This is a genomic window from Enterococcus sp. C63 (assembly GCF_040887215.1).
Classification (GTDB): Bacteria; Bacillota; Bacilli; order Lactobacillales; family Enterococcaceae; genus Enterococcus_B; species Enterococcus_B hirae.
Genome location: NZ_JBFOFI010000004.1, coordinates 20863 through 47606, shown reverse-complemented (window position 1 = coordinate 47606; position 26744 = coordinate 20863). Strand labels below are relative to the sequence as shown.

The window sequence follows — 26744 nt, the reverse complement described above, 5'->3', positions numbered from 1 at the left end:
ATGAAACACTCCTTATTGTTAGCTTTCATTTTACTAACAATATTTTTCTGAAATTTTCAAATTGTGCTGTTTCTAAAGTACAATATTTGAAAAATATAATCGTTTTTTTTTGGTATATTTATAATTAAGGTTGGTGTTTTGTGGGAAAGTTCCATACGTTGTTTTGGAAGTTGGTCAGATTTCTTTTATACATAGAAATCATTTTTTTATCTGCACTTATTTATGACCAATAAAAACGTCGGATGCGAAGCACTACACCTATTGTGTTGTTGTTTCTTTTTTTTTGCATTTTTATAAATTTTGGAGGTATATATGGATTATTCACTTATGACCCGTCTTGTGGCGGAAATGATCGGTACAGCTTTATTAATCATTCTTGGGAATGGTGCTGTAGCAAACGTAGATTTAAAAGGAACAAAAGGTTATGGAAGTGACTGGATGTTGATCGCTGTAGGTTATGGCTGTGGTGTAATGATGCCAGCAATGATTTTTGGTGGTATCAGTGGAAATCATATTAACCCAGCGTTCACAATTGCTCTTGCCTCAAATGGTTTATTCCCATGGGCTGAAGTATTACCTTATATTGCTGCTCAATTGATTGGTGCCGCAATTGGACAATTGATCGTTGTAGCTTGCTACAAACCTTATTATGATCAAACAGACGATGTAAACCATGTATTAGGTACTTTCTCAACAATCAACAGTGTTGGTTCTAAATTCAATGGTTTTGTTAATGAATTCTTTGGATCATTTGTTTTATTCTTTGGTGCACTAGGAATTACTAAAGCACCTTTCTTCCAAGACAATCTTGGTACAGCACACTTAGCTCTTGGTTTCTTAGTATGGACGTTAGTTGCTTCTCTCGGCGGACCTACTGGACCTGGTTTGAACCCAGCACGTGACTTCGCACCACGTTTAGTCCACGCATTGTTACCATTAAAACATAAAGGTTCATCACAATGGGGCTACGCATGGGTACCTGTTGTTGCACCAATTTGTGCAGGTATCGTTGCTGTCTTCTTATACAAATTCTTATTTATGGCTTAATTTATCAAAAAAACTTGGAATCATTTCGATTCCAAGTTTTTTTATTTGGAGAAAAAATTGATTTCTATCCTCTTTTAACCTATGTCATACTATGCAAAGAACGCAAAATAAATTGCGGACTTTACTATTTATTTTATGAATGGAGGAACCCTTATGCCTTACAAAACAGATTTTCAACGACATCTTGATATACTTGCTCTTTCTTTATCATTAAAGAATAATGATAACTGGCATCATCCAGATAATAAAGTGAATTACCCACTCTTATTTTCTACTTATATTAAAATGATCCAACAAGATGAACAAGAATTTTTTGTACGTAAGCAAGACAGATTAAAAATGATTCAGTCACTCAATCGAAGCAAGGATTTCTATTCTTTTACTCGTCACACACAACTTTTACATACTTTAGAGCGGATGGATCCAAACGACTCTCGAGATTTTATTCTTTTGCCCCTATATTATGCGGTAGAAGAAAAATATAAAGGTCATATTTCCGGAGCACTCATCTACAAAGAAACGGAAACCTATAGAATTGTTCTAGTCGATAAAGAGAATCTCCGGTCAAACTCATCTGTAAATATGGTGACAATTCCTTCGGAGGAGATGCCTTCCCTTAGTAAAGAATTGTTTGTACAGAGAGATCATCCTAATATCGAATCTAGCTTTGATATTCTGGACAAAATTATTGACTATTCTAATCATCCCATTTTGCCACTAAACTATACGATGCATGGACAAAAAGAAGAAAATTGTGTGGTCAAAGAAATAGAAGCTACTGTGAAAACTGCGCTCTTTCATTGTCGCCATGGACTTCTCGCTTCACAAGATAGTAAAAAAATAAAATGGAGTGATGTTCCCGAGTCCAATTTGGAGATGAAAAAACGCTTTTCAACTGTGATCAAAGCAGAATACGGAGAATCTCTTCTTATTGATTATTCCTTTTTACTGTTCACCTTGAGAAAGCAAGCGAATGATGAATATTCGTCTTTAACAACAACAGAAAAAGACAAAATACAGGAAATATACAAAAAAATGTTTATCAATCATCCAGAAATTCAAAAAATCTTTAAAATAGAGAAACCAACAAACCTAAATAAAGCAATTATAGAAGATCAGAAAACAGGTGCGTATCCAAAAGCTGGCAATACCAAAAATATGATCAATATTTTTGAAAAAATAACTGACGAAAAAAATAGGAGAGCTAACGGATTAAGAACCGAAAAAAGGACGCCAAAAGATGAGTTCATTCGCTAAAGGGGATAATGTGAATCAATAATCCGATTGTGCTCAACAAGAAAAAATAAACGAGTGCCTAGCTCCGCAATAAATAGTTAGACCGTGACCGTTCTAACCCTATTTTCAAAAAATGATATTACTCGTTGACAATGGAATAAAAAGCCATGACAACCCTTCTAATAAGAAATGGTCGTCATGGCTTTTGCAAACTCTTCGTACAAATGTTCATTGCGGTAGCGATTAAACTCTGGGTCGTGTTTTCGTAATAGCGTGCGTAACTTCATGGGATGATAACTATCGATCAAGTGATTTTCTCGTACAAACTCCCTCGTCAATTGCCATTCATAATAATAGCCAAAAGGACGGCAACTATAGCGGGTACCATGAATGAGTTTATCTTCAAAACGACGATGGGTATGTCCAAAAACAACCTGTTTGATATTATCGTATTGATCTAATAGTTGTCCAAAAGAAGCGGAACCTAAAAAAGCATTTAAGTTGTTCCAGCGTTCGTATGGAGCGTTTTGATAGACAATAAAGTCTTTTTTAGGAACAAAATGTGTCGCTAAAATAACGTCCAGTTTTTTTGCTTCTAACTGGTCTAGTAACTTTTTCATTGCTATCAGAACTCGAGCGTTGACTTCAATGTCACTTCCCTCTCGTTTAATAAAACGATCATACCAGTAAAGGTTCTTCATGCGCAGAATTTGTTTATTTTCTTTTAACTCTGAGAATTGATAATCATACCAACCATTCATCCCAAGTAGGACTGTCTGCTCATTCAACGCCAGATATCGTTCATTTAAAAAGTGAGAATCCGGGAAATGATTCATCATTTCTTCGCCCTCAACATCTGCCAATTCATGGTTCCCAAAGTTGAACGTTGTAGAAATTCCTTTTTTAGCAAAAAATTCAACAACTGCTTGGCAAAGATCAACTTTATTCGCCACATCTCCTGCTAAGTGAAGCCGTGTGATCCCTTTGTCTGTGAGAACCTTCCACAAAATCAGCCATTCTTGTTCACTAAACTGATTGATATCTACATGTAAATCGCTGATAATTGCCAAGTTTCCCATATGCTTACCTTCTGTCTTCTATTTTCTACTCGTGATGTATGATTTGAAGATTACCTTTTAGTAATCCACTGGGGCCTTTTAACTGTAAACTCTTATAAGTCGGTTCAACTGCAATTGTCGTCGGATCATCTAGATACATCAATGCACTTTTTTTGATGTAGATTGGTCCAACAGCTGTTTCTACTTTGACAGAGTATAAACTCAAATCTTTTGTTGTCTCTTTCTTTACGAGAATCAAACGAAAGGATGTATCAATCTGACAAGTTACTCGACTGTCGGCAAAAGGACCATCTCCGTCTTCAATATCAAGTAATAACTGTTCATCTTCATTTTGTTGTGCTAATAATTTTTCTTTTGCTTCATCTGTTAGTAATAATTCCATTCTTATCACCTCAAACTTAGCTTAATGATTTTACAACTCAGATGCAACTAACTTGTTTATGCTATACCTTTATCAACTTCTACCTGCTTGCCATTCTTGTCGTGTCAATCCCCGCAAGACAACTGAAATGATTTTTCCTTTGAAACGCCTTGCATCAGGGATGATTCCTTCTTTTTTCATCCCAAGTTTTTCCATTACACGCCCCGACTTAGGGTTTTCTGCATCGTGATAAGCAAAGATCCGAACTAAGTTTAACTCTTCAAAGCCTAATTTTATCAATGCTTGACTCGCTTCTGGAACAAATCCTCTTCCCCAATACTTCTTATTCAGTGCATAACCGATCTCTGCGTTATCTTCATTTTCTTGTACTCTTAAATCAATTGTCCCGATGAATTGTTGATTTTCTTTTAATTCAATACCGTACTTCCCTAAAGGTGCTGACATAAAATAATTAGCGATGCTGTTTTTCGTATCTTCAACGGATTGATGTGTTGGAAATACAAACCGTGTCGTTTCTTCATCATGAGCATAGTCATACATGTCTTTTGCATCATTTAATGTAACGGGGCGTAAAATCAAGCGCTCTGTTTCAATACGTTGATGTTGCGCAAAAACCAAATTTCGATTGATCAATTGTTCCATCGCTATCCTCACCTTTTGCTTTTTCGTTTTCTTAACTGTAGCGAAATTTGTTATAACTTTCAACTACTTCCGTCGAAAGAATCCTTAAACCTGCCTAAAATAAAGGACTGGAAAGTTCAAAATAAAAAATCCTTAATCATTGCTTGAAAAAGAATAATTTTTTGTTCACGTTTTATTAACATCTTTTCGTTATCGTTGAAATAACCAATAAATACAATGGATATCGGAGGAGTTCCTATGAGAGAATATACGAAAAAAATCTATTTTATTGAAGAAACCCAAAATATTGAAGGATCTTATATTGAAGTAAAAACCTTATTTGTCAACGAGGATAAAGAACAAGCCCTCACGACATTTAAACAATTATCAAAAAAACTAATGCCTTCTTTTGGCTTGGTACTAGGTGAGTATAAAATCAAAGCCGGAAAAAGTTATTTTTCCCAATTGTTAAAACGGTGGGCACATTTACCGGCTGAATTTTATCGTACGATGACAATTTTAAATTACCAAACATTAGCTGAAACAAAAGGATAAAAATTTAAGTTTTATTTATGTTTCGTTTAGTATCCTTATCAACACCATAGGAGGCGAACGAGATGATAAAAAAATTTTTCACACGATTATTTACCCAGCATCAACCTAGAATTAATCCTTATGAAGTCGAAAATGAATTTATGTTGAAGACAGACTTCCCCAAATGCTACTAATAGCTTGCTTTATAACCAAAAGAGAGACTGGCAGATTATTTTTTTCTGACAGTCTCATTTTTTCTCCTATTTAAATCTTCTAAATATATATCTATATACAAATCCATAACTATTAATCTTCCTTAAAAAAAATGTACTTTTATTAAACAAGCTTATGTTCTAGAAAAGTATTTCTCTTGCTTTACAACATATGATTGTAACGAAGGCTCAGTTCTTTGTTGGCTAGGTAAGGTAAGAATATCTCCCATTTTTTTTAATTGAGGTATAAAAGGTGGCATTTGTTCATTGTTGATTCCTACAATACGAGAATCTTTTTTAAATTCTTCAACAATTTTATTCCGTTTATAAAGCCTCCAATTTCTTTTATAAATATTGTTATATCTTCTTTTTAAAACTATGTATTTTATTTTTTTATATATATTATTTTTTCTTTGACTTCGTATTTTTTCTAATTTCATCATCTTCTGTTGTAATTTTACATTTTTTGGATGATTTTTTCGCTTCAGATAATAATTGTTAAAAATATAGTCAAAAGACTTATTTTGTTCATGTTTATTAGTTTTCAAAGCCTTAAGAAATCGTTTTCTCATCTCTAAAGTTGAATTAGGGCAAGAGTTCCATTTAGGTCTCAATGTTGGTTTAGAATGAGAATATGACAGAATACTTTTTTGACAGTTAAAAAGAGCTACTTTAAGTGTAGATTCTACCTCGTTAACAATGCAGTTTCCAACATTTTGAGGTGACATATCAACGTTAAGCCTAGAAACACACTTTTTTGTTGATATGTGAACTAATTTCTTTAATTCTTCGAAAGGTTGTATCGTTGGTAGAGCAAACTTATTACTTAAATAAAGTACATGATTAAGCTGATCTATTCTTTCAGCATAGATGGTTATAAGTCCAACAGGAAATTGATGATTAAATAGTTTCGCTTTATCAACCATTACTACGTCATAACAATTTCCATGTTTATATATTATTAATCCAGAACAATGTCCTTTACCAGAATAAAGAGGATAGGCAAGTGGTACAATCAAAAATGACGTAGGATCATTTGTTTTAAGACTTTCCAGTATTTGTAACGATGCAGTAGTACTTGGTGCATTACAAAAATCTAGTGTTTTTGTTAATGACGAAAGAATGTGTTCTTTCCTATTTTCATCAATAAAGAACCCATCAGTATCCTGTTCAATCATTTTTTTGTAGGTAGAAAGTAGCATCACTTCGTCCTCTGTGCCAGTATCACCGTCTCTCTTGTGCTCTTTGACAGCATCTTCCATTCTATAGTATAAGTTGGTATTATGTTTTAACCCTAAGGTCAGGGCTAAAAGCTCATAACGACGTTGATAATCATCCATATAATTCAATTCCTTTCATATGTAGAGATTAAGATGAATAATTTAAAAAACTTTATTCGATTCATTAGTGGGAGTTGCTAACAAATATAGCATAGTTGAAGATATAATATTCATTAATTTTTTCCTCAAGAAAGAAATAGTTGTTCTAAGCTTACATAAATATGAGCACATCCCGTTATGACTATAAAAAAGATTACTCCACCATCTATAGAATCTAATATTTTTTTATATATAAAGAAAATGAGACCGATAACAATCGTCCCATCTCGTTTTTACTTTATTTCAAGGCTTGAGCAACATCTTCAATCATTAATTTCATGGATTCTAAGCCTCCACCACTTAGATACCAAACGTCTGGCTGTAGCGAAATCACTTTATGATGTTTACCTGCATCCGTTTGTGCAATCAACTCATTCGCAGCGACATTATCCTTACTGTCATCGCCACCGATCGCTTTCGTACGATCTACCACAAAAAGAATACCAGGATTTTTGTCTAATACATATTCATAAGAGACGCTTTGTCCATGAGTAGAAGCTTCAATATGTTCATCTGCTTGTTTAAAACCAAAGACATCATGAACAAGTCCGAAGCGTGATCCTGAACCATAGGCGGATAATTGTCCTTCATTGACTAACGTCACTAACGCAGTTTGATCAAGATTACTTGTTTTTTCTTTTATCTCATTGATTTTTTTAGTTAAATCGGTAAGTCCTGCCTCGGCTTGATCTTCTCGATCAAAAATCTTTCCTAAGGTTTGAACATTTTGTTGTATCGATTCCCATGGCTTGCTTGAATCAACAGCTAAATATAAAGTAGGCGCAATTTTGTTTAATTCCTCTTGATAATCGCTTTGTCTCCCTGAGATAATGATCAAATCAGGTTGCATTTGGTTGATTTTTTCTAAATCAGGTTCTTTAAGTCCGCCTGCGGAATCCACTTCTTTATATTTTGCCAAATAGTCTGGTAAATTCTTCGTGGCCGCACCAACGACTTTATCCCCCACTCCTAATGCATCCAAAGTATCTAAAGAACCATTATCAAAGACGACGACTTTTTGAGGTTTTTGTTTAACTTCAATTTTCTCACCGTTACTGTCTTTTACGGTCAAAGAAGATTGAACTTCTCCGCCGCTGGTTTTCGTATTTGACGTAGTACTCCCCGCATTGCTACCACATGCTGCTAACGCTACTGTTGCTACTAATAAAAAACTGACAACTAATTTTTTCATTCCGATTCTCCTTCTGCTATTTTAAAAATAAAGACAGAATCTGCGTCCTTCAATCTCGCAAACTCGAATGTCCATTTCATATAATTCATCTAAGATGTTCTTTTGGATAATTTCATTGGTGGCTCCTTGAATAAACAGTTCCCCATTTTTCATGGCAATGATCTCATCCGCATAGCTTGCTGCAAAATTGATATCATGAAGCACAATAATGATCGTTTTCCCTAAATCTCGAACTAAGTGTTGTAAAATTTGCATGATCTGAACAGCAAAATTCATATCCAAATTATTTAACGGTTCATCAAGTAAGATATAATCGGTATCTTGGGCTAACACCATCGCTATATAAGCTCGTTGTAATTGCCCACCCGAAAGCGTATGAATCATCTGGTTTTTTAAGGAGGTTAAACCTAAGTGCTGCAAAGATTCCGCCACGATTAGTTGATCTTTTGTAGTCAACTTGCCTTTCGTATAAGGAAAGCGCCCAAATTCTACCAGTTCTTCCACTGTGATTTGCATACTAATGCCATTTGATTGGCGTAAAATGGCTAATTTTTGAGCTAATTCTTTTGATCGCCAGGCTTTCACTTCGTTATGATCAAGATAGATTTCCCCAGTATCTTTCGCAATCAAACGACTAATCATGGATAAAACCGTTGATTTACCAGCACCATTGGGACCAATAAAAGCCGTTAATCTTTGTTCATGGATTGATACATCGACGTCTTTGACTACCCGTTTGTCATGGTAACTTTTATTGACCTTTTTTAAATCGATCATCCAATTGTCTTCCTTTCTCGAATCAGTTTGATCATAAAGTACAGTCCTCCTGAAAATTCTACGATGACACTGACAGTGGTATTCCATTTAAAAATTTGTTCAACCAGCAGTTGTCCCCCCATCAAAAACAGTAACGCAACCAAAAAACTACCTAAAAACAACTCTCGATGCCGATAAGTCGCAAATAATCGATAACTAACATTCGCTACAATAAAACCTAAAAAAGTTAATGGTCCTACTAATGCCGTTGCTGTCCCTGTTAAAAGACTGACACCGCACAGGATTAAAAATTGAAATCGCTCTGTATCGATTCCTAAATTGATTGCCTGCTCTTGCCCTAGATGAAAAACGTCTAAATAACGACTTTTATAAAACAAAAAGAGCCATGTACCACTAATCAATATAGTTGCTGGTACTAGATAATGGCTAGGGATGTTCCCAAAACTAGCAAATAATTTCCCTTGTAATAAATCATATTCGTTTGGGTCCATCACCACTTGTAGAAATGTACTAATGCTGCTGAATAAAGTCCCTAAGATGACACCAGTCATCAAAAGCAAAAACAAGTTCGTTTGCCCTCTCTTCAGTAAAAAGAAAAAGAGTAATTGACTCAGACCTACCATTAACGCAATATTTGTCAAAAAAAAGCCAATCCCTGTTTGCTGAAGCATGGTCACACCCCCAACGACAAAGAAAAGGACCGTTTGAACTAAGACATAGAGAGAATCTAGTCCTAATACTGAGGGTGTCAGAAACTGATTTTGGGTAATTGTCTGAAAACTGATCGTGGCACTACTGGTGGCTAACGCAACAAGTAAAAAAGCAACGATTTTTTTACTCCGTAAGGCCCAAGCAAATTGCCAATTTCCATAAGTGTTGATCGTTAAATAGCTCATAATCACTAAGAGGACAAGAAGCAACAGTCCAATGAATACGCCCCTTTTTTTAAGCATATTTTTTCCTCCTAACCAACAGATAGAGAAAAATAATTGCCCCGAAGATCCCCACGATCACACTTACTGGGATTTCGTAAGGGTAGATCACCAAGCGAGCAACGATATCACAAAAAAGTAAGAAAACACTTCCCAACAATGCAGTAATACCAATTGTTTTATGTACTTGATCTCCATATAAACGGGCTGTGATATTTGGAATGATTACCCCTAAAAATGGAATACTTCCCACCATAATCAAAACAATCGCACTAGCTAAAGAAACGAGACCGATCCCTAGTAACTGCATTTTTTTATAGTCAATCCCTAAATTGACCGCAAATGACTCCCCCAATCCAACAATCGTAAATCGATAAGCAAAGAAAGAAATAACGATTAATAATGGAACGGTTACATAAAGCAATTCATAATTTCCACGTATAATCGTGGCAAAATTCCCCTGTAACCAAGAAGACATATTTTGGATCAATTGAAATTGATAAGCAAAAAAAGTGGCAATGGAGCCGATGATATTACCTAACATGACACCGATCAATGGTAACATCAGTTGATTCTTTTGAGGTAACGTTTGTGCCAAAAAAAGAAATAAAAGTGTCCCACCAAAAGCAAACAAAAAAGCGGTAAATGAACGTAAAAGCAACGGTGCATTTGGTAAAAAAAGCATCACCACTAAAATACCCAATCTTGCACTATTCATCGTTCCAGCTGTGGTAGGCGAAACAAATTTATTTTGCGTCAAATGTTGCATGATCAAGCCACAAATACTGCTAGTTGCTCCTGCAAGGATCAGGCAAACCGTTCGTGGCAGACGAGTGGCAAGAAACAATTGCGTGCTTTGTCCTTTGAATTGAAGCAAATCAATTACTTGAATCGTTGAGACACCAATAAATAATGAGCTGATAGTCAGTAAACCTAACAACCCTATGAGCCAACCGTAGCGCATCAAACCCCTCCTGTAATTGATAATGATTCTCATTCTTATTCTAAGTGAACAGATGAACAAAAGCAACCGCTTTTTTTCCTTTCAAACTTCAATTGTTTGTATGTTATACTTTTATTAGCTATACAATGAAAAGGAGGATATTTTGATGTCAAAAGATGATGTACAGAGCCACTTAGATAAGGGGATGTATGGTACACCATTAGTTAATCCAGAGGAACAACATAAATATATGGGGACATTCCGTGAACGTTGCTATTTAAGTATGACTGTAGCTGAGATGAAAGATCCTATAAACAAAGAAAACTTTCTCAAAGAAATCGAAAAACAACCCGATGTTACGGTTCTTCTGAATGGCTCGCTACCTTTAACGATCCAGAATCAATATATCCAACTTGCTACCAAACAAAATGTACGCTTTACGATCGTTAATGATTATGTATCTGATGATCCCAATAGCTTTGGTTTATTAGTCGCTGCTAAAGAAGCGGTCAACGAGCCAGTCATTGATGTAGAAAAGAAATATCCCAAACAAGAGTCTCTTTCTCCAAAAGAACAGCCGAAGAAAAAAAGCTTTTGGGAACGACTATTTTAAGCTTATGCTGACTGTCATATTTCCCATAAAAGGCATGATACTCAAAACAATCTCTAAAAAAGAGAAGATACTAAAATTGACAAGCAATTTAAGTATCTTCTCTTTTGTTGGCGTTGAACACTATTTTCAATCTACAACATACCTCATTCAGTAAAAAATCTTTCACCTATGTTATCCCATAGCTAATTTCTTTTGATCTTCATAACTATTCAATCAATTTTAAGGGGCATTAACTAAATTCGATTCAACGTGCCCCGTATAATTTCCGGGTTGTGCTACCTTTGCATCAGTGATTTTGAGCGAGACATTTCCTAAATCATAATTATAGACAGAGGTATGAATTGCTTGAGTAGCTTTCATTATAACGGTTGGGCTATCCGTTTTTATTTCTGGTGAAATAGTACCTTGGACTTCACTACCACAATCAACCAAGTCCGTACTAGGATTAAATGGCGCATTTCCATCATTGATATTTTTCTTCACGATACCTTGGTTAGTTAGGACGATCGAGCTTGTTGGAATCTCCTGAGCGCTATCCCAAACAAGTTGCGCTTGTAGTGACCAACTATTATTAGTTTGACTCTCATCACATACACCGACATCAAAAGAAGTTTGTTTAATAAATGGAATATATTGCTCTCCTGATTCTTTTAATGGTGTTTCAAGAAAGCTAAATTTCTTAGGGATATAAGAAAGTCCAAATGAACTTGTTGTTCCCGGTCTCATATTGTCTGAAGGAGATGGCATTTCTGGTAATGGTGACCAGATGGCTTGATAAGTCGTATTGAGTAAGTCTGTCACCTGATTTCCACTGCCCCCTTCTTTTATGTTCCAGCCGATAAAAATGCTATTTGGTTTCTCAGCGACTAGAGTAGCTTTGAATTGATCAAGTGTTGCCATTTGTAGTTTAGGATCGGTAGGATAAACCGCAACAGATTGGAAATAGTGTTTTGTTATACTATTATCTTCAAACGTCCCCCCGTTGGCATCAAAAGTAGGACCAGCAATTATCCGATTATTAGAAAGATAATTGTAGTTTAATAGTTTATTATCTTTGGCAATAACTAATAGTGGAGTCTTGTTGCCTGTAGTAAACATATTAGTAGTATCAGTGACATTCGTCAGATCAAATTGTCTTAAATCTAATAAATTTAACTCATTCATGCCAAAAAACATGCTATTCATAAACTTTGCTTTCTCTGTTTGAAAAGAGCTCAAATCTAATTTTTTTAAACTAGACAAATAGGCAAACATATAATTCATATTCATCACTTGACGAACATCCCAATTTGCTAATTCTAATTCTTGTAAATTTCGATCTGCATTGAACATATAATTCATATCTGTAATATGGGAAGTATCCCAACCACTCAGATTCGCTTTAGTTAAAAGAGGATCATTAGCAAACATCGCTCCTGTGTTTGTCACTGTACTAACATCCAATCCCGTCAAATCTACTTCCTTTAAATTCGACCAAAATTGAAAAGCATATCTTAAATCTGTCGTTTGAATTGGTACTTTATTCCCCGAAGCAATTTTAAAACTGGTAATCGATTTATAATTAGGGAAAACTGCAGTGTTGATATTGTTCAAAATAGTCGGCTTTCCATTGATTACTGTAGGCACAACGATTTCTTGGCTCTTTCCAATGTATTTCGTTAAAAGATAACGATCCTTTTGTGGCGTCAACTGATATTGCCATTCCGATACAGTACCGGTTGCTGCTGTAACAGAGGAAGTTATTTGATCTACAGGGGGCATCGCTACATAACTCCCCTCAATAGAATGTTCATTTTGTTCTTGCAATTGATTCTGTAATGAAACAGGCCAATGACTTAAATCTAAATTTTTTAATGCGTGACAATTAGTGACGAATCCTTTGACACTTTTAATCATGGTTGTCTTCCAATTGTTGATTCCCTCAATTTTTGTTAACTGTGGACAATCATTAAACATATCACTCAAATCTTCTGGCATTTCATTTTCTAAGATTTTCACTTGTGTTAAATTCGGACAATTCATAAACATACCTGATAGATTAGTCGCATCAACTTTGTTGATCTTTACAGACTGTAATTGAGTACAGTTTTTAAACATCTCACTTGTATTAGCCACCTGACTAAAATCAGTCAGCCCAAAATCAACATTTTTGAGTGTTTGGTTTCCAGAAAATACTTGAGTCAGATTGACACTATTCCCATGATCACTAGCAATGCAAGGGGTGAAAGGGAGATCAGCAGACACCGTCAAAGAATGCACTTCATTTTTGTTGATATCTCTCAAAAATTGTGGAGATAAGATTAGTTTTTTTATATTTGGTTGAATAGCATCTAAAAATGAAGAATTAATCACGATGGCTGGGACTTGGGTATTGTCTGACAATCCTGACAGTGTTAGTTCTGAATTATTCAATCGATAGTTGATGTGTTGATAGACTCCCTCATGACTTCCTGCTGTTGGCGATTCTACTACTTGCTTCAAGTCGTTGTTTTCAACGGTAGTCGCTGTTTGGCTATCCGCAAAGCCTGATTGTCCATAATAAACCATATTTCCTAACAAAATCATCATGATCGAAACATATTTTATTTTTCTCAAATCAGTCAGCTCCTCTTCACTTATAATTGTTTCGCCACAACGAAAAAGTATCCAACGCCTAATAAGATTAAACTAATTGAAGTCACAAGAATTAGTGTATTAAGATAAAGAATCGTTTTATTTTCTTCTCCTATAATCACTCTTTTATAATTCATTAAAAATAGGTAAATGGCTGCGCCCATGAAGAGAATACCCGTTGAAATAATAAAAATCGGTATCGTATACATAATTGTCCACTCCTTCCAATCAAATAAATATAAGACTTATACTTATTTGATTCCTCCTTTGAAAGTATGTTATTTCTGTTCATAAAGTAAATCATTCATACTCCTATTTTTTCTAAAAATGGATATAAACGAAAAAAGAGAATGATCCAACTAATTTGGAGCCATTGAGGAACAACAACGTGATAAAGCGACTGTTCATTGATATCATTAGCCGTTGTTGGATTGATCGTAAATTCTTTGCTAAATAACCATTCCTTGCCACCTGCCTTAACTGAACCAGTAAAAACATATGTCCCTGCCTTTAGTTCATCCTTTTTCCAATCAAATTGAAAAGGATAGACTGAATAAGGTGCAATATTTACATTTGTTTTTTGTTGCTCTTTGATGACTTTATCTGTATTTTTTTCAAGAATTTTACCTGCAACAGTTGCTTGATCAAATATATAAGGGTTAGGATTTAAAATATCTGCTTGAATGATTTTTCTTCCATTTGATAAAATCGGAGCGACTTTTTCTAAAGTAACAGAAATAGGTTGATTCATTTTGGTTTTTGCATTGTTGGTTAAAACTACTCCTAATGTGTAGTTATACGTATTTTCGATTGATACTTCTTTTTTCTGGTCTTTTGGTGTTTTTTCAGCTTTCTCAGAAACCACGATTCCTCCGACGACCACACCGGGAAATTTTTCTTTGGGTAATGTAACCGTAAGAGAGGTCTTTACTTCACTCTTTGCTGGTACTTTGACTTCTGACTGTGTCGCTTTGACGATCGAAGTCAATGGTAATTTCAAATCTTTGTTGTCTTTCATCGTACCTGTATAATCTAACAAACCATTCACATTGGTATTTGCGTTTGTAACTTTAATCGTTAATCGTTTCTCCTGATTTGAACTATTGATCAATTTAACACCCAATTGATCTTGTGTACCTGGTTGCTCACATAGATAAAAATAGCCTAAATTAGTATCAATTTGATGCACATTGGGAATACGTTCGATCGTATAGCCTCCCATTATTTCTTCTGCTTGAACATCCAACGTACCAATAAACATAAACATAAGAAATAAGATGATTGATTGCACTTTTTTTAACAATACCGTTCTTCCTTCCTTTTTTTGATTATCAGCAGCTCTTTGATCAAAAGCTTGGTCTGCCAATAATCAAAAAAAGGAAAAGAGTAAGTCCTTTCCCTTCTTAAGGTAATTATGGAGCAACCGATAGATTCCATTCGACATGTCCTGTATGTGTCCCTGCTGGCGTAGTTTTTGTATTTGCTATTTTAAGAGACACTTGTCCTAATCCATAATCATAGGTGTCATTATGCACAAATCCCTGTGTTCCTGACATCAATAAAACTTGAGCATCTGATGTAATCTCAACATTAGGCACAGCAGTAACTGAACCAGCTGGAGCGTCCACTAACTGACCATTTCCAGTATTGACCTTCGCATTAGTTCCAGTATGGGCAGTTTGAATCGACATTCCTTTTTCTCCATTATCCCAAACAACTTGTGCTTTTAAAGACCATCCCATAGTTTCCCGAGTTTTGTCTTTGACCCCGACATCAAATGTGCCAGAATTTTGCGGCATGGTCACAGGGATCGTCTGAGAGCCAGTTTCCAATAATTTTGTTGACGGGATTGTAAAAGTACCTGGTTCATAAGCAATCCCAAAGGCAACCGTAGGATTATTTGATTTATTCCCTGGATCAGATGAGCTGGCAGGATCTTTCGTATTACTTGGTGGCGTTGGATTACTCCCACCATTCGTTGGTAATTCAAGTGGCGCACTGATAGGTGTTTCAGCTGTTGCTGGACTCGGAGTCATAGTTGTGCTTGCTGCGTATACCCTTGGATTATTAATTAATAAAAAAGAAGCCAGCAAGCCAGTGCTGATTAAAAAAGTACTTTTTTTCATTTATTTCACTCACTTTCTTTTTCAAACATCGGGTATTTTTATACTGTCCTGATTGAACAAAAAAAGCGTATCATTAAACTAGATTCAGTTTTTGTTCGTTTTTTTTGATTTCATACTTGTTTTCAAAAAAATCTAAGAGACTGAGCAGTAAAAGTAGTAAACAGGGTGATCATTTGTACATGACTTTTAAAAATAAATCGTGTACTTAGCAACCCGATGCATAAAAAAAACCATAAAATCCGAAAATAACACCCTTATTTTCTGGATTCTATGGGATATTTTTAACTAGTGAGTTTTGCCATAATGTGATTAATTTTGAGTCAGGATATTAAGTTCAGGATACAATAAATGCAACACGTCTAAAGTCAATCTTCTCCCTTTACCTGCAAATGGGTACACGTGCATATGCATCGCTGGATTGAAGTTAGCTTCGATAATCCCATAAGCAGTAGCGCTGTTTTCCGGTGCTACCTCTTTGTCCGGAATAATCAAATCGATTCCACTAATTTTTGCGCCTAAAGCTTCAACTGCAGAAACAGCTATCTGCTTATAACTTTCAGAAAATTCGTCTGTGACATCAATCGAATCGCCACCTGTACTAATATTAGAATTTTCTCGTAGATAAACAACCTGATCTTTCTGGGGAACAGAAGAAATGGTAAGCCCTTGTTCTTTTAACATCAGTTGCTCTAATTCTCCTAATTGAATTAGCTCTAAAGGTGCTCGATGATTTGTGCCTCTTAAAGGATCAAGATTCTTTTCAGCAACCAATTCAGCAACTGTACGTTGTCCATCTCCGACGACATTCGCAGGTTTACGAAGCATGATTGCTTTGACTTTGCCATCAATCACAAAGAAGCGATATTCCGTGCCTGGCATAAATTCTTCTACTAAAATCGAACGATCTTCGCTAAAGGCAATCGCAAGTCCTGCTTGATAGTCCTGTAAATCAGCACCATCTTTAAAAATCGTGATGCCTAGTCCATAGTTCGTTGATTTAGGTTTAATGACAAATGCTTTGTTTGCGAATCTTGGATAGGCTTTGACTGCTTCCTCCATTGTCGTAAACTCGGCTCCGTTTGGCACACGATAGCCGGCTTCTCTCAAGACTTTTTTAGTGACCGTTTTATTTTCCATGATCAAGGGAACGATATAGCTATCTTTACTTGTCATATTTGCATTTTTCACGTACTCAATATGATCGTGATGCTGTAACCGCAAAAATTGATCCGATTCGTCAATCACTTTCACTTCAATACCTTTTTGGATCGCATCAAATAACAAGATTTGCGTAGACAACTCCATCTCTCTAAATCCTGCGAGTTGATACGGACGTTCATGCGCTTTTTGATAGTAAGAAAGACCCAAAGAGGTAGCAAACTGATGTTGACTACTTTCTTTTGCTGCTTGATAGATTGTTCCTGCTAGTGTTTCACTTGGACGTTCCAGTTCTTCTAACATTTTTTCAATCAATGGTAGTGCCTCTAGTTGCTCAAGTTCGAGCGCCATCTTCTTCATATCAGTTAAAAGATCACGGCCTTCCTCGATAAACTCGGTTTGATTTAGAGGATGTTCAAGAGAGACGATTTCATTTTTTCTAGTTCCTTCTTCTACCCATTGATCAGCTGCTTCTTTTTCTTCCGTCCATAACATATAAGTTAAAAATAACTGTAAGAAACGAACTTGTTCTTGATCAATTCCTAAACGTGCATTGGGATTTAAATCGATATTTCTTAATTCGATATAACGCACACCCGTTTTAGCTAAATCTGCTACCCGTTTACCACCACGAAAACGCAGTGGCGTATAAAATTCTTTTTCTTCTGATAGTTTTCCTTCTTCAACCATCTTTTCAATGTCGAACAAATATTGCTCCATTGAAGCATACGAAACTTTGACATTTGGATGATTCGTATAACCATACGAACTATTCCGAATACTTCGAACTGGCTCATTAGGAGCTGGTTTATCAATGAAATAGTTTGCTTCACTTAATGGTGATGCCCCATAAAAATAGGTAATCAACCACCGATAGCGCAGAAAATTGCGCGCAGTTTTCAAATATAGCTCTGTTTTAAAAGCAGCAAACTCCGAAAACTCTGTTTGTTGCACAAACAACGATCGAAGCAAATCATCTCCAAATTCAAAATTAAAATGGATACCACTAACCATTTGCTTTCTTTTCCCATATTCTTTAGCTAAATAGCGGCGATATAACACATCTTCAAAATTTGCTAATTTTGCAATCATGATGTCTTCATCTTTTGCTGGCAATGCTGGTGGCATACTTAAAGGCCAGATCATTTCATTTTCAGGAATTGAGCGAGCAGCAACATCATAAATGGCTGACATATATTGGAAAAGCTCATGGATCGAATCGGTGACTGGTGTAATTAATTCAATTTGTGTTTCACTAAAGTCTGTCTGTATATATGGATGAAACGTACGATCGCCAAAAACACTTGGATGATCAGTACGTGTTAGATCTCCTGTAAGGTTCACTCGCTGTCCTTCTCGTTCCACACCAAAACGTGCTTGATCGATAAATGGACGTGAACTAGGATGTTTTAGTAATTGTTTAAAATTCATGTTGATTATCCTCCAGTTCGTATGCCTCTAATTATAGTAAAAAATAGCCAGAAAAAGAATGAAATTGTTTCAAAATATAAAAAAAGCCTGTCCAATTTTATGTACGCTTACTTCGTCGGTTGGGTTGGTTCACTCCCATACCTTACTAATACCATCATTATATGTAGAATTACCGTTACCTTTCTATAAGAAAAAGCATCTAGCTAAAAAGATTCAATTTTTTAGCTAAATGCTCTTCTTGCTGATAAAAAGAATAACTGCTTACTCTTCTTTCAACAATCCTTTAAATAAACCAATAACAAAATCATTAGGTTCAAATGGTTCAAGATCATCGATTCCTTCGCCAAGCCCTACCAATTTCACTGGTAAGTGAAGTTCATTACGGATGGCTAACACGATCCCACCTTTGGCTGTACCATCTAGTTTGGTTAAAACGAGCCCAGTGACATCAGTTGTTTCTTTAAATTGTTTTGCTTGTACCATTGCATTTTGACCAGTAGTCGCATCTAGTACAAGTAATGTTTCGTGAGGTGCATCTGGTAATTCTCGTTGAATGACACGTTTGATTTTTTCCAACTCATTCATCAAGTTGACTTTGTTTTGTAAACGTCCAGCTGTATCTACTAACAACACATCTGCCTGTTCACTTTTCGCACGTTCCATCGCATCATACACAACTGCTGCTGGGTCGCCACCAGCATTTCCCCGAACCACTTCGACACCAGCACGTTCGCCCCAAACCACTAATTGGTCAATCGCACCTGCTCGGAAAGTATCGGCTGCTGCCAGCAGCACTTTTTTTCCTTCATTTTTGTATTGGTGGGCTAGTTTTCCGATACTGGTTGTTTTTCCAACACCGTTTACCCCGACAAACAAAATAACTGTTAATCCTTCTTCTTGTAGATTTAATTCATTAACTTCGTTGATTCCTTCTTGTTCATATAAATCCACTAATTTTTCAATGATTGCATTTTGGATCTCAGCTGGTTTCTTTGCGTTTCTCAGTTTTACTTCTTGACGCAACGCTTCAGAAATCTGAATAGCCGTATCAAACCCAACATCCGCACCAATCAGTGTTTCTTCTAATTCTTCAAAAAAATCTTCGTCTACTGTCCGAAAATTAGCAAACAATTCATTCATTCGTTCGCCAAATGTTTTTCTGGTTTTTTCTAACCCTTTATCATATTTCTCTTGTACTTCGACTTCTTCTGGTTCTTGTTGTTCACCAGTAAAAGCACGCTTGATTTTATCAAAAAAGCCCATACGATCCCCCCTAATCTAAAACAAATTTTTCGATAACTTTGGCTACACCATGTTCTAAGTTACTTGACGTAACATAATTCGCTGCTTCTTTAACAAATGGGACGGCATTTGCCATGGCAACACCCATTCCAGCGTATTCAATCATCGGCAAATCGTTTTCTTCATCCCCAATTGCCATGATCTCAGCTGGTTCTAAACCTAAATCTTTTGCTAGTAAAGAAATACCATAAGCTTTTGTCACACCTTTTGGCATAAATTCTAAAAGCATACTGCGGGTCTTGATGATTTCATAACGTTCATGAAATTCGGCTGGTATTTCTTTGGTCTTAGGATCTAATTCCGCTTGCGGATAGGCAATAACTGCTTTATTCAACACAAACTCGTCTGTCAGATCTGCTAAATTTGCCGGTTGAAACTGCAATAATTTATTTAATGTGTTGTATAAAGATTTTTTCCCTGGTGCAGTCGGTAATTGTAAAACCACATGATCTGATAATATATCTAAGGGCAATGCCAATTTTTGCGCAAGATCATATAAACGATGGATATCAGCAACTTCCATCACTTTTTTCTCAATAATTTCTCCTGTATCGTTTTTTTGAACAAGACCACCATTGAAGGTGATGCTATAATCCCCTTCGTCCACTAATCCTAACTCTTGCAAATAATGAGCCATTGCTGCTAAGGGACGACCAGTACATAAAACGATCTTAACACCTTTTTCTTTTGCTTTCGCTAAAGCTTGCTTATTCTCATCTGAAATTTGTTTTTCTTCATTCAATAATGTACCGTCTAAGTCGATCGCAATTAATTTAATCATTTATTTCCTTACACCTTCGTTTCCATTTTTCCTTCTTCATTGATATCTTCCATACGGACAGACACAATTTTTGAAACACCTGATTCTTGCATGGTTACTCCATATAAAACATCGGCAGCTACCATGGTACCTTTTCGGTGTGTGACCACGATGAATTGAGTGTCATCTTGGAAATCACTTAAATAACGTCCAAATCTTTTCACATTTGCTTCATCTAACGCAGCTTCTACTTCGTCTAAAATACAAAATGGAACAGGACAAACTCGGATGATTGAAAACAGCAAGGCGATAGCAGTTAATGCTCTTTCCCCTCCAGAAAGCAAGCTCAGACTTTGTAATTTCTTGCCTGGTGGTTGCACTTCGATTTCGATCCCTGTTTTTAATAGATCCGATGGGTCAGTCAATACCAATTCTGCGCGACCACCACCAAACATATTAGGAAAGACTACTTTAAACTCTTGCCTGATTGCTTCAAAGACTTCTTTAAAGCGAGCCCGTACTTCAGCATCCATTTCTTCCATTGTTTCAAACAATTGGTTCTTTGCAGATAACAAATCATCACGTTGTGTGGCTAAAAACGTATGTCGTTCATTCACTTGCTCAAATTGCTCAATCGAACGGATATTCACTGGTCCAAGGTCTGCGATCTGCTCTTTTAAGACTGCTACTTTCGTGCGACTACTTACAATATCGGAAGTTGGCTGGTAATCAGTGACAGCTTTTTCAAAGCTGATTTGGTATTCCGTTTGCAAATAGCTCAGCTGATGATCCAACAACATTTCTGCACGGTCTTTTTGCACTTCCAGTTTCGATTGTTCTGTTAGCTGTTGCTTTTGTTGTTGGTTTTTTTCAGCAAGTACTGTTTCAAGCTGATCGATTTCTTTTTGCGTACGTTCTCGTTGTTCCTTCACTGCCACTAGTTCTACTTGCAGTTCTTCACGCTGTTGCGCAAGTTCCGTGATTTGGCTCGCTAAACTTTCTTCAGTGATTTCATGATCAGAAAAATCTGCAGTCAATGTTGCTAATTGTTGCTCTAAACTTGTCTGACGTTCAAGTGCTTCATTTTTTTGAACACGTGCTCCACGTAATTGGATCTGTAAATGATTGAATTGCTCTTTCAAGACAGCTAAATCTGCTTGTTCCTGTGCTTTTCGTGCTTGGACTTGTGATCGTTTTTCTTCCATTTGATCACTTTCTTGGTTCAGTGATTTGATCTCTTCATCGATTTGTTGTCGTTGTTGTTCGATTTCCTTTTGTCTTGCCGTTAACTCTGCTTGTTGTTTTTGATATGTTTCGATGAATTGTTGCAATTCTCTCGTTTCAAAGTTTGAGAGTTGCTTTTCTTTTTCAAAGCGTGCTAAGTCATTCGTGATATTTTGCAGTTGATTCGTTATTTCCTGCTCTTCAAACCGCAATTGTTCATTTTGCGTACGCAACTTTTCTTGTTTTTGGCTCAAGTCAGTGACTTTGGTTTGTAGTTCTTGAACAATTTTTTCTTGATTTTGCAACTGCTGATCTGCTTGTTCATATTCAGCTGTCAGCTGTTTCAATTCTTGATTTTGAGAGAAGAGACTGCCTTGATTCCCCCGTTTATTTGCTCCACCCGTCATGGAACCACCAGCATTCATCACGTCTCCTTCCAGAGACACTACTCGGTATTGGTATCGTATGGTCTGAGCAATAGCATTGGCACTAGTTAGATCCTTCGCTAATAAGATCGTTCCCAATAAATTGTGGACCACGGTTTGAATTTCTGCAGGGAATGTCACCTGTTCACTTGCGATACCTAAAAACCCATCTACCGCTGCTGCTTGCGAAAGAACGTGCGCAGGTAACTGTCTAGGTTTAATCGTTGTTAACGGTAAAAAGGTCGCTCTACCCCCTCTTTGCTTTTTCAAATAAGTGATTGCTTGACGTGCATCGTGTTCGTTTTCAACAATGACGTGTTGCGCTGCTCCACCTAGAGCTGTTTCGATTGCAAGGGTAAAAGAGCTAGGTACATCAATCAACTCAGCGACTGCACCTACGATACCAGATAATTGTTGTTTATGTTGTAAAACTAACCGAACGCCCTGGTAAAAACCAAAATAGTTTTCTTGGATTTCTTGTAAACTTTTTTGGCGTGCCTTTAATTGTTGGACTTGGTTCATCAATTGGTACATTTTAGGTTGTTCATTGGTTAATTTAGTTTGTACTGTTTTCCCTTTTGTTTGAACTTCTTCCAACTCATGTTGGTTCTTAACTAAAGCTTGTTGAAGATTTGCTTGTTTTTCAGATAGTTCCTGTTTTTGAGAGGATAACGCCAAGACAGAGGCTTCTACTTCTGATTGCTTCGCTAATGTTTGTTTACTTTTGGACGTTTCTTGTAAATATTGACGTTCAAGATATTTCAATTCATTTCCGACATTCGCTTGTTCTTGCATCAAATCAACATATTGATCTCGTAATTCAGATAATAATTCCTTCGTTGATTTTTGATATTTTTCCAATTCTTGTTGTGTCTTCATCAACTGTTGTTGTGCTTCTTGGATTTCTGTTTCTTTTTCAGTTGTTTCTTTTGTCAATTTTTCCTGAAGTTCCTCAAAATGCGCTACTTTCTTTTGCGCCTCGGCCAAAGAAGCCTGATATTCTTGCGTACTCTTTTGTGTATGCTTTGTCCGCTCTATTAAGACATCTTTTTGCCCTTCTGCTTGTTTTAATCTTTCAGACAATGCCAACAGACTTTGTTGACCTTTTTCAATTTGACGGTCTTTTTTGGCGTTTTGCTTTCTTTTTTCTGATAGTACGGCTTCTTGCGATTGGATATGTGTCGCTAATTTTGTCAGCTCTTGATTGAATTGTGTCAGCTGAGTTTGTTTTTCTTCCCACTCTTTTTTCGCTACGTTGATCTCTGTAATCATCAACGCTATATCCGTTTGGGTTAATTCTTCTTTTAACTGCAAAAATTTCTTAGCGATTTCACTTTGCTCAGCTAGAGGTGTTAATTGCTCTTGCAACTCGTAAATAATGTCTTGCACTCGACTAAGATTATCTTCTGTTTCAAATAACTTTTGTTCCGCTTTTTTCTTGCGTTGTTTATATTTTAATACACCTGCTGCTTCTTCAAATATTCCCCGACGGTCTTCTGGCTTACTACTAAAAATTGCTTCTACTTTCCCTTGTGAAATGATCGAAAACGATTCTTTTCCTAAACCTGAATCTAAGAACAGTTCTTGGATGTCTTTCAATCGACAAGGTTGTTTATTGATAAAAAAATCACTTTCGCCTGTTCGTCGATAGCGACGAGTCACGCTGATTTCTTGATAATCCAATGGTAAATAATGATCGGTATTATCCAAAAGTACTGTAACTTCTGCCACATTCAAAGGCTTACGAGAGTCTGAACCAGCGAAAATAATATCGGGCATTTTCCCACCTCGAAGGCTCTTAGCAGATTGCTCGCCTAAAACCCAGCGGATTGCTTCAGTGATATTACTTTTGCCACTCCCATTTGGTCCAACGACGGCTGTCACACTATTTTCAAAATCAATCACTGTTTTATCTGCAAAGGATTTAAATCCAGCTATTTCAATTCGTTTTAAATACACGAAGCGTTCCCTCACTTACTTTTACAGTGCTGCCAGTGCATTTTCTGCAGCAGCTTGTTCTGCTAGTTTTTTCGATTTTCCTTGCCCAGTCCCAATCAACTTGTCATCTACATAGACTTCGATCCAAAAAATCCGTTCATGTGCCGGACCTTCCTCTTTTATTAATCGGTATTCAATAAATACATCACCTGATTTTTGCAACACTTCTTGCAACTTCGTTTTATGATCCATCTCATGTGAAAAAGCACCTGCTTTGACTTTTGGAAAGACAACTGTTTGAAGAAAGGCATGGGCTGCTTCAAACCCTTGATCAAGGTACAAAGCACCTAGAAAGGCTTCAAATAAGTCACAAAGAAGAGCTGGTCTGGTTCTTCCCCCAGAATTTTCTTCTCCTTTACCTAACATGATATATTTATCAAATCCACATTCTTTGGCAAACTTGGATAAACTATCTTCACGAACGATCGCTGCACGTGTCTTTGTTAGTTTCCCTTCTGGGATATCTGGATATAAACGATATAAATATTCTGAAACCATTAATTCTAATACGGCATCTCCTAAAAATTCTAATCGTTCGTTATCTGATAGTTGAAGGTTGCGATGCTCATTCACATAGGATGAATGGGTAAAAGCTTGTTCAAGTAGATTGAGATCGTGAAAAACGATAGTATACTTTTCTTTTAATTCATTTGTCAGCTGATTGTCCATTTTTCACATTCCTTTATGGATATTTTTTCAATACTTCCTTATTATACTGGTTTTTGTCTAAATTTGAAATGGTTCCGACAAAAGGTAAGTAAAGGTTTAATAAACCTCAAGGATCCAATGATTTTTTCGATTAAAGAATTTATTAGCTGATCATTTGATTGATTTGATAAATAGTATTCAAAAGTTGCCAGCTATACGAAAAGACCTCCCAAACCGTTTCCGTGTTTGGGAGGTCTTTCTCATTGCCAGATTCATTCATTACTTTCGCTAAACGGCATGTATGTCCTTATTTTAAGAACGTGATTCTGCTGTTACCGTTACTTTCGCCCATGGATTTGGTGCATCATATGACCAATCCCAATCTTTAGTACGATCGCTCACTGGTAGTACTTCATTACGGAACAATGTTGGAATTGCGAAAGCTTCTTCAAATGCATATGCTTGCCATTTTTTATATGCTTCTTTTTGGTAATCTGCATCAAATGCTTCACTTGAATTGATATCATTGATCAATTTCGTATTTTCTTCTGATTCAAAACGAGTGTAGTTGAATGCTGCATTTGGTCCCCATAGTCCGTTTGGATTTGGATCAGTTCCTGTACTCCAAGCTGCTTGATATACATCAATTTCAGGATCGTCATTTTCTAATTTATCGTAGAATGAGTTAAATTCGATTAAACGTCCAGTCGTGTATTTCACATCTAAGCCGATTTTTTTCCATTGTTGCACATAGTAATCAGATAATGGTTGCGCTGTTTCGCCACCTGACATTGAAGCAAAGTTGATCGTTAATTTATTTCCGTCTTTATCTTCACGTAACCCATCACCATCTACATCTTTATAGCCAGCATCATCCAATAATTTGTTTGCTTTATCGATATCTTGCGTAAATCCTTTTAGATCGGCATCGTGAAATGATTCAAATACAGGAGGAATCAATGAAGTAGCATTGCTTCTTAACCCTGCATAGAAACGTTCCCCTACTGCATCGTTATCTAATGCATAACCCATTGCTTGTCGCAATGATTTATCTGCCATTTTAGAATTTGGATCGTATTCAACACTGCTCTTTTCAGCATTCCATTTACCTAATTTGAAGCCTAAGTAAGTGTATGATGTTTGTTCACGTCCTAAGTTTGTGTAACCTGAGACATCTTTATATGTGTCATACGTATCTGTAGGCATTTGGAAAATCATGTCATAAAGTTTTGAGTTCAAAGCTTCTGTTGCACTAGCAATCGGCAATGATTTCATCGTGATTTTTTTCAATTGTGGTTTGCCATTCCAGTAATATTCATTTGGTAGATACTCTACTGATTCTCCTGCAACGATATTACTCATGTAATATGGACCAAAAGTCACTGGATTTTTACGTACTTGATCACTTGATTCCATGTCTTTGATTGCTACACCTTCAAGTGTGTGTTTTGGAGCTGCATATGCCCAAATCCCACCACCTGATTGAAGCATACTTGGTTCCACTTTTTTATATTCGATTTCAACTGTCTTATTGTCCACTTTTTTGATACCTGAGATTGTCGGAGCGCTACCGCTATGGTATTCTTCCATCCCAACGATGTTTCGGAAGTTATCATCATAACGGATACCTGTATAATCCTTGTTACCGATAATTTCATAAGGGAAAATCACGTCATCTGCGGTTACATCTTTACCATCTGACCATTTTACATTGTCTTTTACTTTGATCGTTGCTTTTTTCGTCTCTTGGTCTAAATCTAAACTCGCTGCACCATCATTTGTGATCTTGAAGTCCGCATCATTTGTAAATAGTGCTTCATGAGAAGGTGCCATAAATGCTGCATCGTAAGAATCTTGATAAAATTCCCATTGGAACAATCCTTTGAATTGACTATCGGTTGCTACTGCAGCCTCCAATTCGCCATCTTTTATTGCATCTTTATCATTTTTCGTTGAGATTGGAAATGTTAATTCCTTCTTCTCACCGTTATTTGCTGAACTCCCAGAAGAGTTAGAACCTCCGCCGCTTCCACAAGCAGCTAATGCCATTACTGAAAAAAGTGTAACAACGCCTAAAATTGATTTCTTCATTCCTTATTTCCCCCTTTGCTT

At 36.3% G+C, this 26744-nt stretch carries 22 protein-coding genes; 4 read left to right on the top strand and 18 right to left on the bottom strand.

All coding sequences use genetic code 11. The features are described 5' to 3' along the window. The first annotated feature begins 312 nt into the window (after positions 1 to 312). Both AB3H90_RS07460 and AB3H90_RS07455 read left to right on the top strand, forming a co-directional pair. Complete coding sequence (locus tag AB3H90_RS07460; RefSeq protein WP_010720393.1) at positions 313 to 1047, top strand: MIP/aquaporin family protein; 735 nt, start codon at positions 313 to 315, stop codon at positions 1045 to 1047. Between the two features lie 153 nt (positions 1048 to 1200). Next, complete coding sequence (locus tag AB3H90_RS07455) at positions 1201 to 2304, top strand: hypothetical protein (protein WP_368016487.1); 1104 nt, start codon at positions 1201 to 1203, stop codon at positions 2302 to 2304. 158 nt (positions 2305 to 2462) lie between these two features. Here AB3H90_RS07455 and AB3H90_RS07450 read toward each other — a convergent pair whose 3' ends face one another. The 3 genes from AB3H90_RS07450 to AB3H90_RS07440 all read right to left on the bottom strand — a co-directional run bounded on the left by AB3H90_RS07450 (position 2463) and on the right by AB3H90_RS07440 (position 4386). Next, positions 2463 to 3362, bottom strand: a complete 900-nt coding sequence (locus AB3H90_RS07450; protein WP_367010760.1) for a metallophosphoesterase — start codon at positions 3360 to 3362, stop codon at positions 2463 to 2465. A gap of 25 nt (positions 3363 to 3387) precedes the next feature. Further along, positions 3388 to 3744 carry an iron-sulfur cluster biosynthesis family protein gene (locus AB3H90_RS07445; protein WP_010736822.1) on the bottom strand — a complete coding sequence of 119 codons (357 nt, stop codon included), beginning with the start codon at positions 3742 to 3744 and terminating at the stop codon, positions 3388 to 3390. 72 nt (positions 3745 to 3816) lie between these two features. Then, positions 3817 to 4386, bottom strand: coding sequence for a GNAT family N-acetyltransferase (locus AB3H90_RS07440; protein ID WP_368016486.1), 570 nt, complete (start codon positions 4384 to 4386; stop codon positions 3817 to 3819). 237 nt (positions 4387 to 4623) lie between these two features. Here AB3H90_RS07440 and AB3H90_RS07435 point away from each other — a divergent pair, with 237 nt between their 5' ends. After that, positions 4624 to 4920 carry a hypothetical protein gene (locus AB3H90_RS07435; protein ID WP_010720399.1) on the top strand — a complete coding sequence of 99 codons (297 nt, stop codon included), beginning with the start codon at positions 4624 to 4626 and terminating at the stop codon, positions 4918 to 4920. A gap of 325 nt (positions 4921 to 5245) precedes the next feature. On the opposite strand, the gene AB3H90_RS07430 is transcribed toward AB3H90_RS07435, so the two are convergent. The 5 genes from AB3H90_RS07430 to AB3H90_RS07410 all read right to left on the bottom strand — a co-directional run bounded on the left by AB3H90_RS07430 (position 5246) and on the right by AB3H90_RS07410 (position 10355). Then, the gene (locus tag AB3H90_RS07430) at positions 5246 to 6451 is read right to left on the bottom strand and encodes a hypothetical protein (RefSeq protein ID WP_368016485.1); all 1206 of its coding nucleotides are present in this window, start codon (positions 6449 to 6451) and stop codon (positions 5246 to 5248) included. Positions 6452 to 6728: 277 nt separating this feature from the next. Beyond that, a complete protein-coding gene (locus AB3H90_RS07425; RefSeq protein ID WP_368016484.1) occupies positions 6729 to 7682 on the bottom strand; it encodes a siderophore ABC transporter substrate-binding protein in 954 nt (317 codons plus the stop codon). Positions 7683 to 7703: 21 nt separating this feature from the next. Then, complete coding sequence (locus AB3H90_RS07420) at positions 7704 to 8459, bottom strand: ABC transporter ATP-binding protein (RefSeq protein ID WP_096709751.1); 756 nt, start codon at positions 8457 to 8459, stop codon at positions 7704 to 7706. After that, positions 8456 to 9412, bottom strand: coding sequence for an iron chelate uptake ABC transporter family permease subunit (locus tag AB3H90_RS07415; protein WP_368016483.1), 957 nt, complete (start codon positions 9410 to 9412; stop codon positions 8456 to 8458). The genes AB3H90_RS07420 and AB3H90_RS07415 overlap by 4 nt, the downstream gene beginning before the upstream one ends. Further along, complete coding sequence (locus AB3H90_RS07410) at positions 9405 to 10355, bottom strand: ABC transporter permease (protein WP_368016482.1); 951 nt, start codon at positions 10353 to 10355, stop codon at positions 9405 to 9407. Before AB3H90_RS07410 ends, AB3H90_RS07415 begins: the two co-directional genes overlap by 8 nt. A gap of 145 nt (positions 10356 to 10500) precedes the next feature. Between AB3H90_RS07410 and AB3H90_RS07405 the strand changes: the two genes are divergently transcribed. Beyond that, complete coding sequence (locus AB3H90_RS07405) at positions 10501 to 10947, top strand: YueI family protein (protein ID WP_010720405.1); 447 nt, start codon at positions 10501 to 10503, stop codon at positions 10945 to 10947. Positions 10948 to 11166: 219 nt separating this feature from the next. On the opposite strand, the gene AB3H90_RS07400 is transcribed toward AB3H90_RS07405, so the two are convergent. The 10 genes from AB3H90_RS07400 to AB3H90_RS07355 all read right to left on the bottom strand — a co-directional run bounded on the left by AB3H90_RS07400 (position 11167) and on the right by AB3H90_RS07355 (position 26723). Beyond that, positions 11167 to 13542, bottom strand: coding sequence for a BspA family leucine-rich repeat surface protein (locus tag AB3H90_RS07400; protein ID WP_368016481.1), 2376 nt, complete (start codon positions 13540 to 13542; stop codon positions 11167 to 11169). Between the two features lie 20 nt (positions 13543 to 13562). Beyond that, the gene (locus AB3H90_RS07395) at positions 13563 to 13769 is read right to left on the bottom strand and encodes a hypothetical protein (protein ID WP_094940671.1); all 207 of its coding nucleotides are present in this window, start codon (positions 13767 to 13769) and stop codon (positions 13563 to 13565) included. Between the two features lie 95 nt (positions 13770 to 13864). Further along, entirely contained in the window at positions 13865 to 14863 is a 999-nt protein-coding gene (locus tag AB3H90_RS07390; RefSeq protein WP_368016480.1) for a DUF3324 domain-containing protein, read from the bottom strand. Between the two features lie 109 nt (positions 14864 to 14972). Continuing rightward, on the bottom strand, positions 14973 to 15686 hold the full coding sequence (locus tag AB3H90_RS07385) for a hypothetical protein (RefSeq protein ID WP_368016479.1): 714 nt from the start codon (positions 15684 to 15686) through the stop codon (positions 14973 to 14975). 309 nt (positions 15687 to 15995) lie between these two features. Next, positions 15996 to 18275 carry a bifunctional glutamate--cysteine ligase GshA/glutathione synthetase GshB gene (gene gshAB, locus AB3H90_RS07380; RefSeq protein ID WP_368016478.1) on the bottom strand — a complete coding sequence of 760 codons (2280 nt, stop codon included), beginning with the start codon at positions 18273 to 18275 and terminating at the stop codon, positions 15996 to 15998. A 261-nt stretch (positions 18276 to 18536) separates the two neighbouring features. After that, on the bottom strand, positions 18537 to 19538 hold the full coding sequence (gene ftsY / locus AB3H90_RS07375; protein WP_010720411.1) for a signal recognition particle-docking protein FtsY: 1002 nt from the start codon (positions 19536 to 19538) through the stop codon (positions 18537 to 18539). 10 nt (positions 19539 to 19548) lie between these two features. Next, positions 19549 to 20358, bottom strand: coding sequence for a Cof-type HAD-IIB family hydrolase (locus AB3H90_RS07370; protein ID WP_368016476.1), 810 nt, complete (start codon positions 20356 to 20358; stop codon positions 19549 to 19551). An 8-nt stretch (positions 20359 to 20366) separates the two neighbouring features. After that, on the bottom strand, positions 20367 to 23945 hold the full coding sequence (smc, locus tag AB3H90_RS07365) for a chromosome segregation protein SMC (RefSeq protein WP_368016475.1): 3579 nt from the start codon (positions 23943 to 23945) through the stop codon (positions 20367 to 20369). Positions 23946 to 23966: 21 nt separating this feature from the next. Further along, positions 23967 to 24653: a ribonuclease III gene (rnc, locus tag AB3H90_RS07360; protein ID WP_010720414.1), complete on the bottom strand. Its 687-nt coding sequence runs from the start codon at positions 24651 to 24653 to the stop codon at positions 23967 to 23969. Between the two features lie 291 nt (positions 24654 to 24944). After that, positions 24945 to 26723: an oligopeptide ABC transporter substrate-binding protein gene (locus tag AB3H90_RS07355; RefSeq protein ID WP_368016474.1), complete on the bottom strand. Its 1779-nt coding sequence runs from the start codon at positions 26721 to 26723 to the stop codon at positions 24945 to 24947. Positions 26724 to 26744: the final 21 nt, after the last annotated feature.

What these genes read in the sequence shown, in the direction of transcription:
- AB3H90_RS07425 (WP_368016484.1), bottom strand. Translation starts at nt 7,682, where the DNA reads ATGAAAAAATTAGTTGTCAGTTTTTTATTAGTAGCAACAGTAGCGTTA.
- AB3H90_RS07410 (WP_368016482.1), bottom strand. Translation starts at nt 10,355, where the DNA reads ATGCGCTACGGTTGGCTCATAGGGTTGTTAGGTTTACTGACTATCAGC.
- AB3H90_RS07385 (WP_368016479.1), bottom strand. Translation starts at nt 15,686, where the DNA reads ATGAAAAAAAGTACTTTTTTAATCAGCACTGGCTTGCTGGCTTCTTTT.
- rnc (WP_010720414.1), bottom strand. Translation starts at nt 24,653, where the DNA reads ATGGACAATCAGCTGACAAATGAATTAAAAGAAAAGTATACTATCGTT.
- AB3H90_RS07440 (WP_368016486.1), bottom strand. Translation starts at nt 4,386, where the DNA reads ATGGAACAATTGATCAATCGAAATTTGGTTTTTGCGCAACATCAACGT.
- AB3H90_RS07450 (WP_367010760.1), bottom strand. Translation starts at nt 3,362, where the DNA reads ATGGGAAACTTGGCAATTATCAGCGATTTACATGTAGATATCAATCAG.
- AB3H90_RS07455 (WP_368016487.1), top strand. Translation starts at nt 1,201, where the DNA reads ATGCCTTACAAAACAGATTTTCAACGACATCTTGATATACTTGCTCTT.
- AB3H90_RS07420 (WP_096709751.1), bottom strand. Translation starts at nt 8,459, where the DNA reads ATGATCGATTTAAAAAAGGTCAATAAAAGTTACCATGACAAACGGGTA.
- AB3H90_RS07445 (WP_010736822.1), bottom strand. Translation starts at nt 3,744, where the DNA reads ATGGAATTATTACTAACAGATGAAGCAAAAGAAAAATTATTAGCACAA.
- AB3H90_RS07415 (WP_368016483.1), bottom strand. Translation starts at nt 9,412, where the DNA reads ATGCTTAAAAAAAGGGGCGTATTCATTGGACTGTTGCTTCTTGTCCTC.
- AB3H90_RS07355 (WP_368016474.1), bottom strand. Translation starts at nt 26,723, where the DNA reads ATGAAGAAATCAATTTTAGGCGTTGTTACACTTTTTTCAGTAATGGCA.
- ftsY (WP_010720411.1), bottom strand. Translation starts at nt 19,538, where the DNA reads ATGGGCTTTTTTGATAAAATCAAGCGTGCTTTTACTGGTGAACAACAA.
- AB3H90_RS07460 (WP_010720393.1), top strand. Translation starts at nt 313, where the DNA reads ATGGATTATTCACTTATGACCCGTCTTGTGGCGGAAATGATCGGTACA.
- AB3H90_RS07395 (WP_094940671.1), bottom strand. Translation starts at nt 13,769, where the DNA reads ATGTATACGATACCGATTTTTATTATTTCAACGGGTATTCTCTTCATG.
- AB3H90_RS07435 (WP_010720399.1), top strand. Translation starts at nt 4,624, where the DNA reads ATGAGAGAATATACGAAAAAAATCTATTTTATTGAAGAAACCCAAAAT.
- AB3H90_RS07405 (WP_010720405.1), top strand. Translation starts at nt 10,501, where the DNA reads ATGTCAAAAGATGATGTACAGAGCCACTTAGATAAGGGGATGTATGGT.
- AB3H90_RS07370 (WP_368016476.1), bottom strand. Translation starts at nt 20,358, where the DNA reads ATGATTAAATTAATTGCGATCGACTTAGACGGTACATTATTGAATGAA.
- AB3H90_RS07430 (WP_368016485.1), bottom strand. Translation starts at nt 6,451, where the DNA reads ATGGATGATTATCAACGTCGTTATGAGCTTTTAGCCCTGACCTTAGGG.
- gshAB (WP_368016478.1), bottom strand. Translation starts at nt 18,275, where the DNA reads ATGAATTTTAAACAATTACTAAAACATCCTAGTTCACGTCCATTTATC.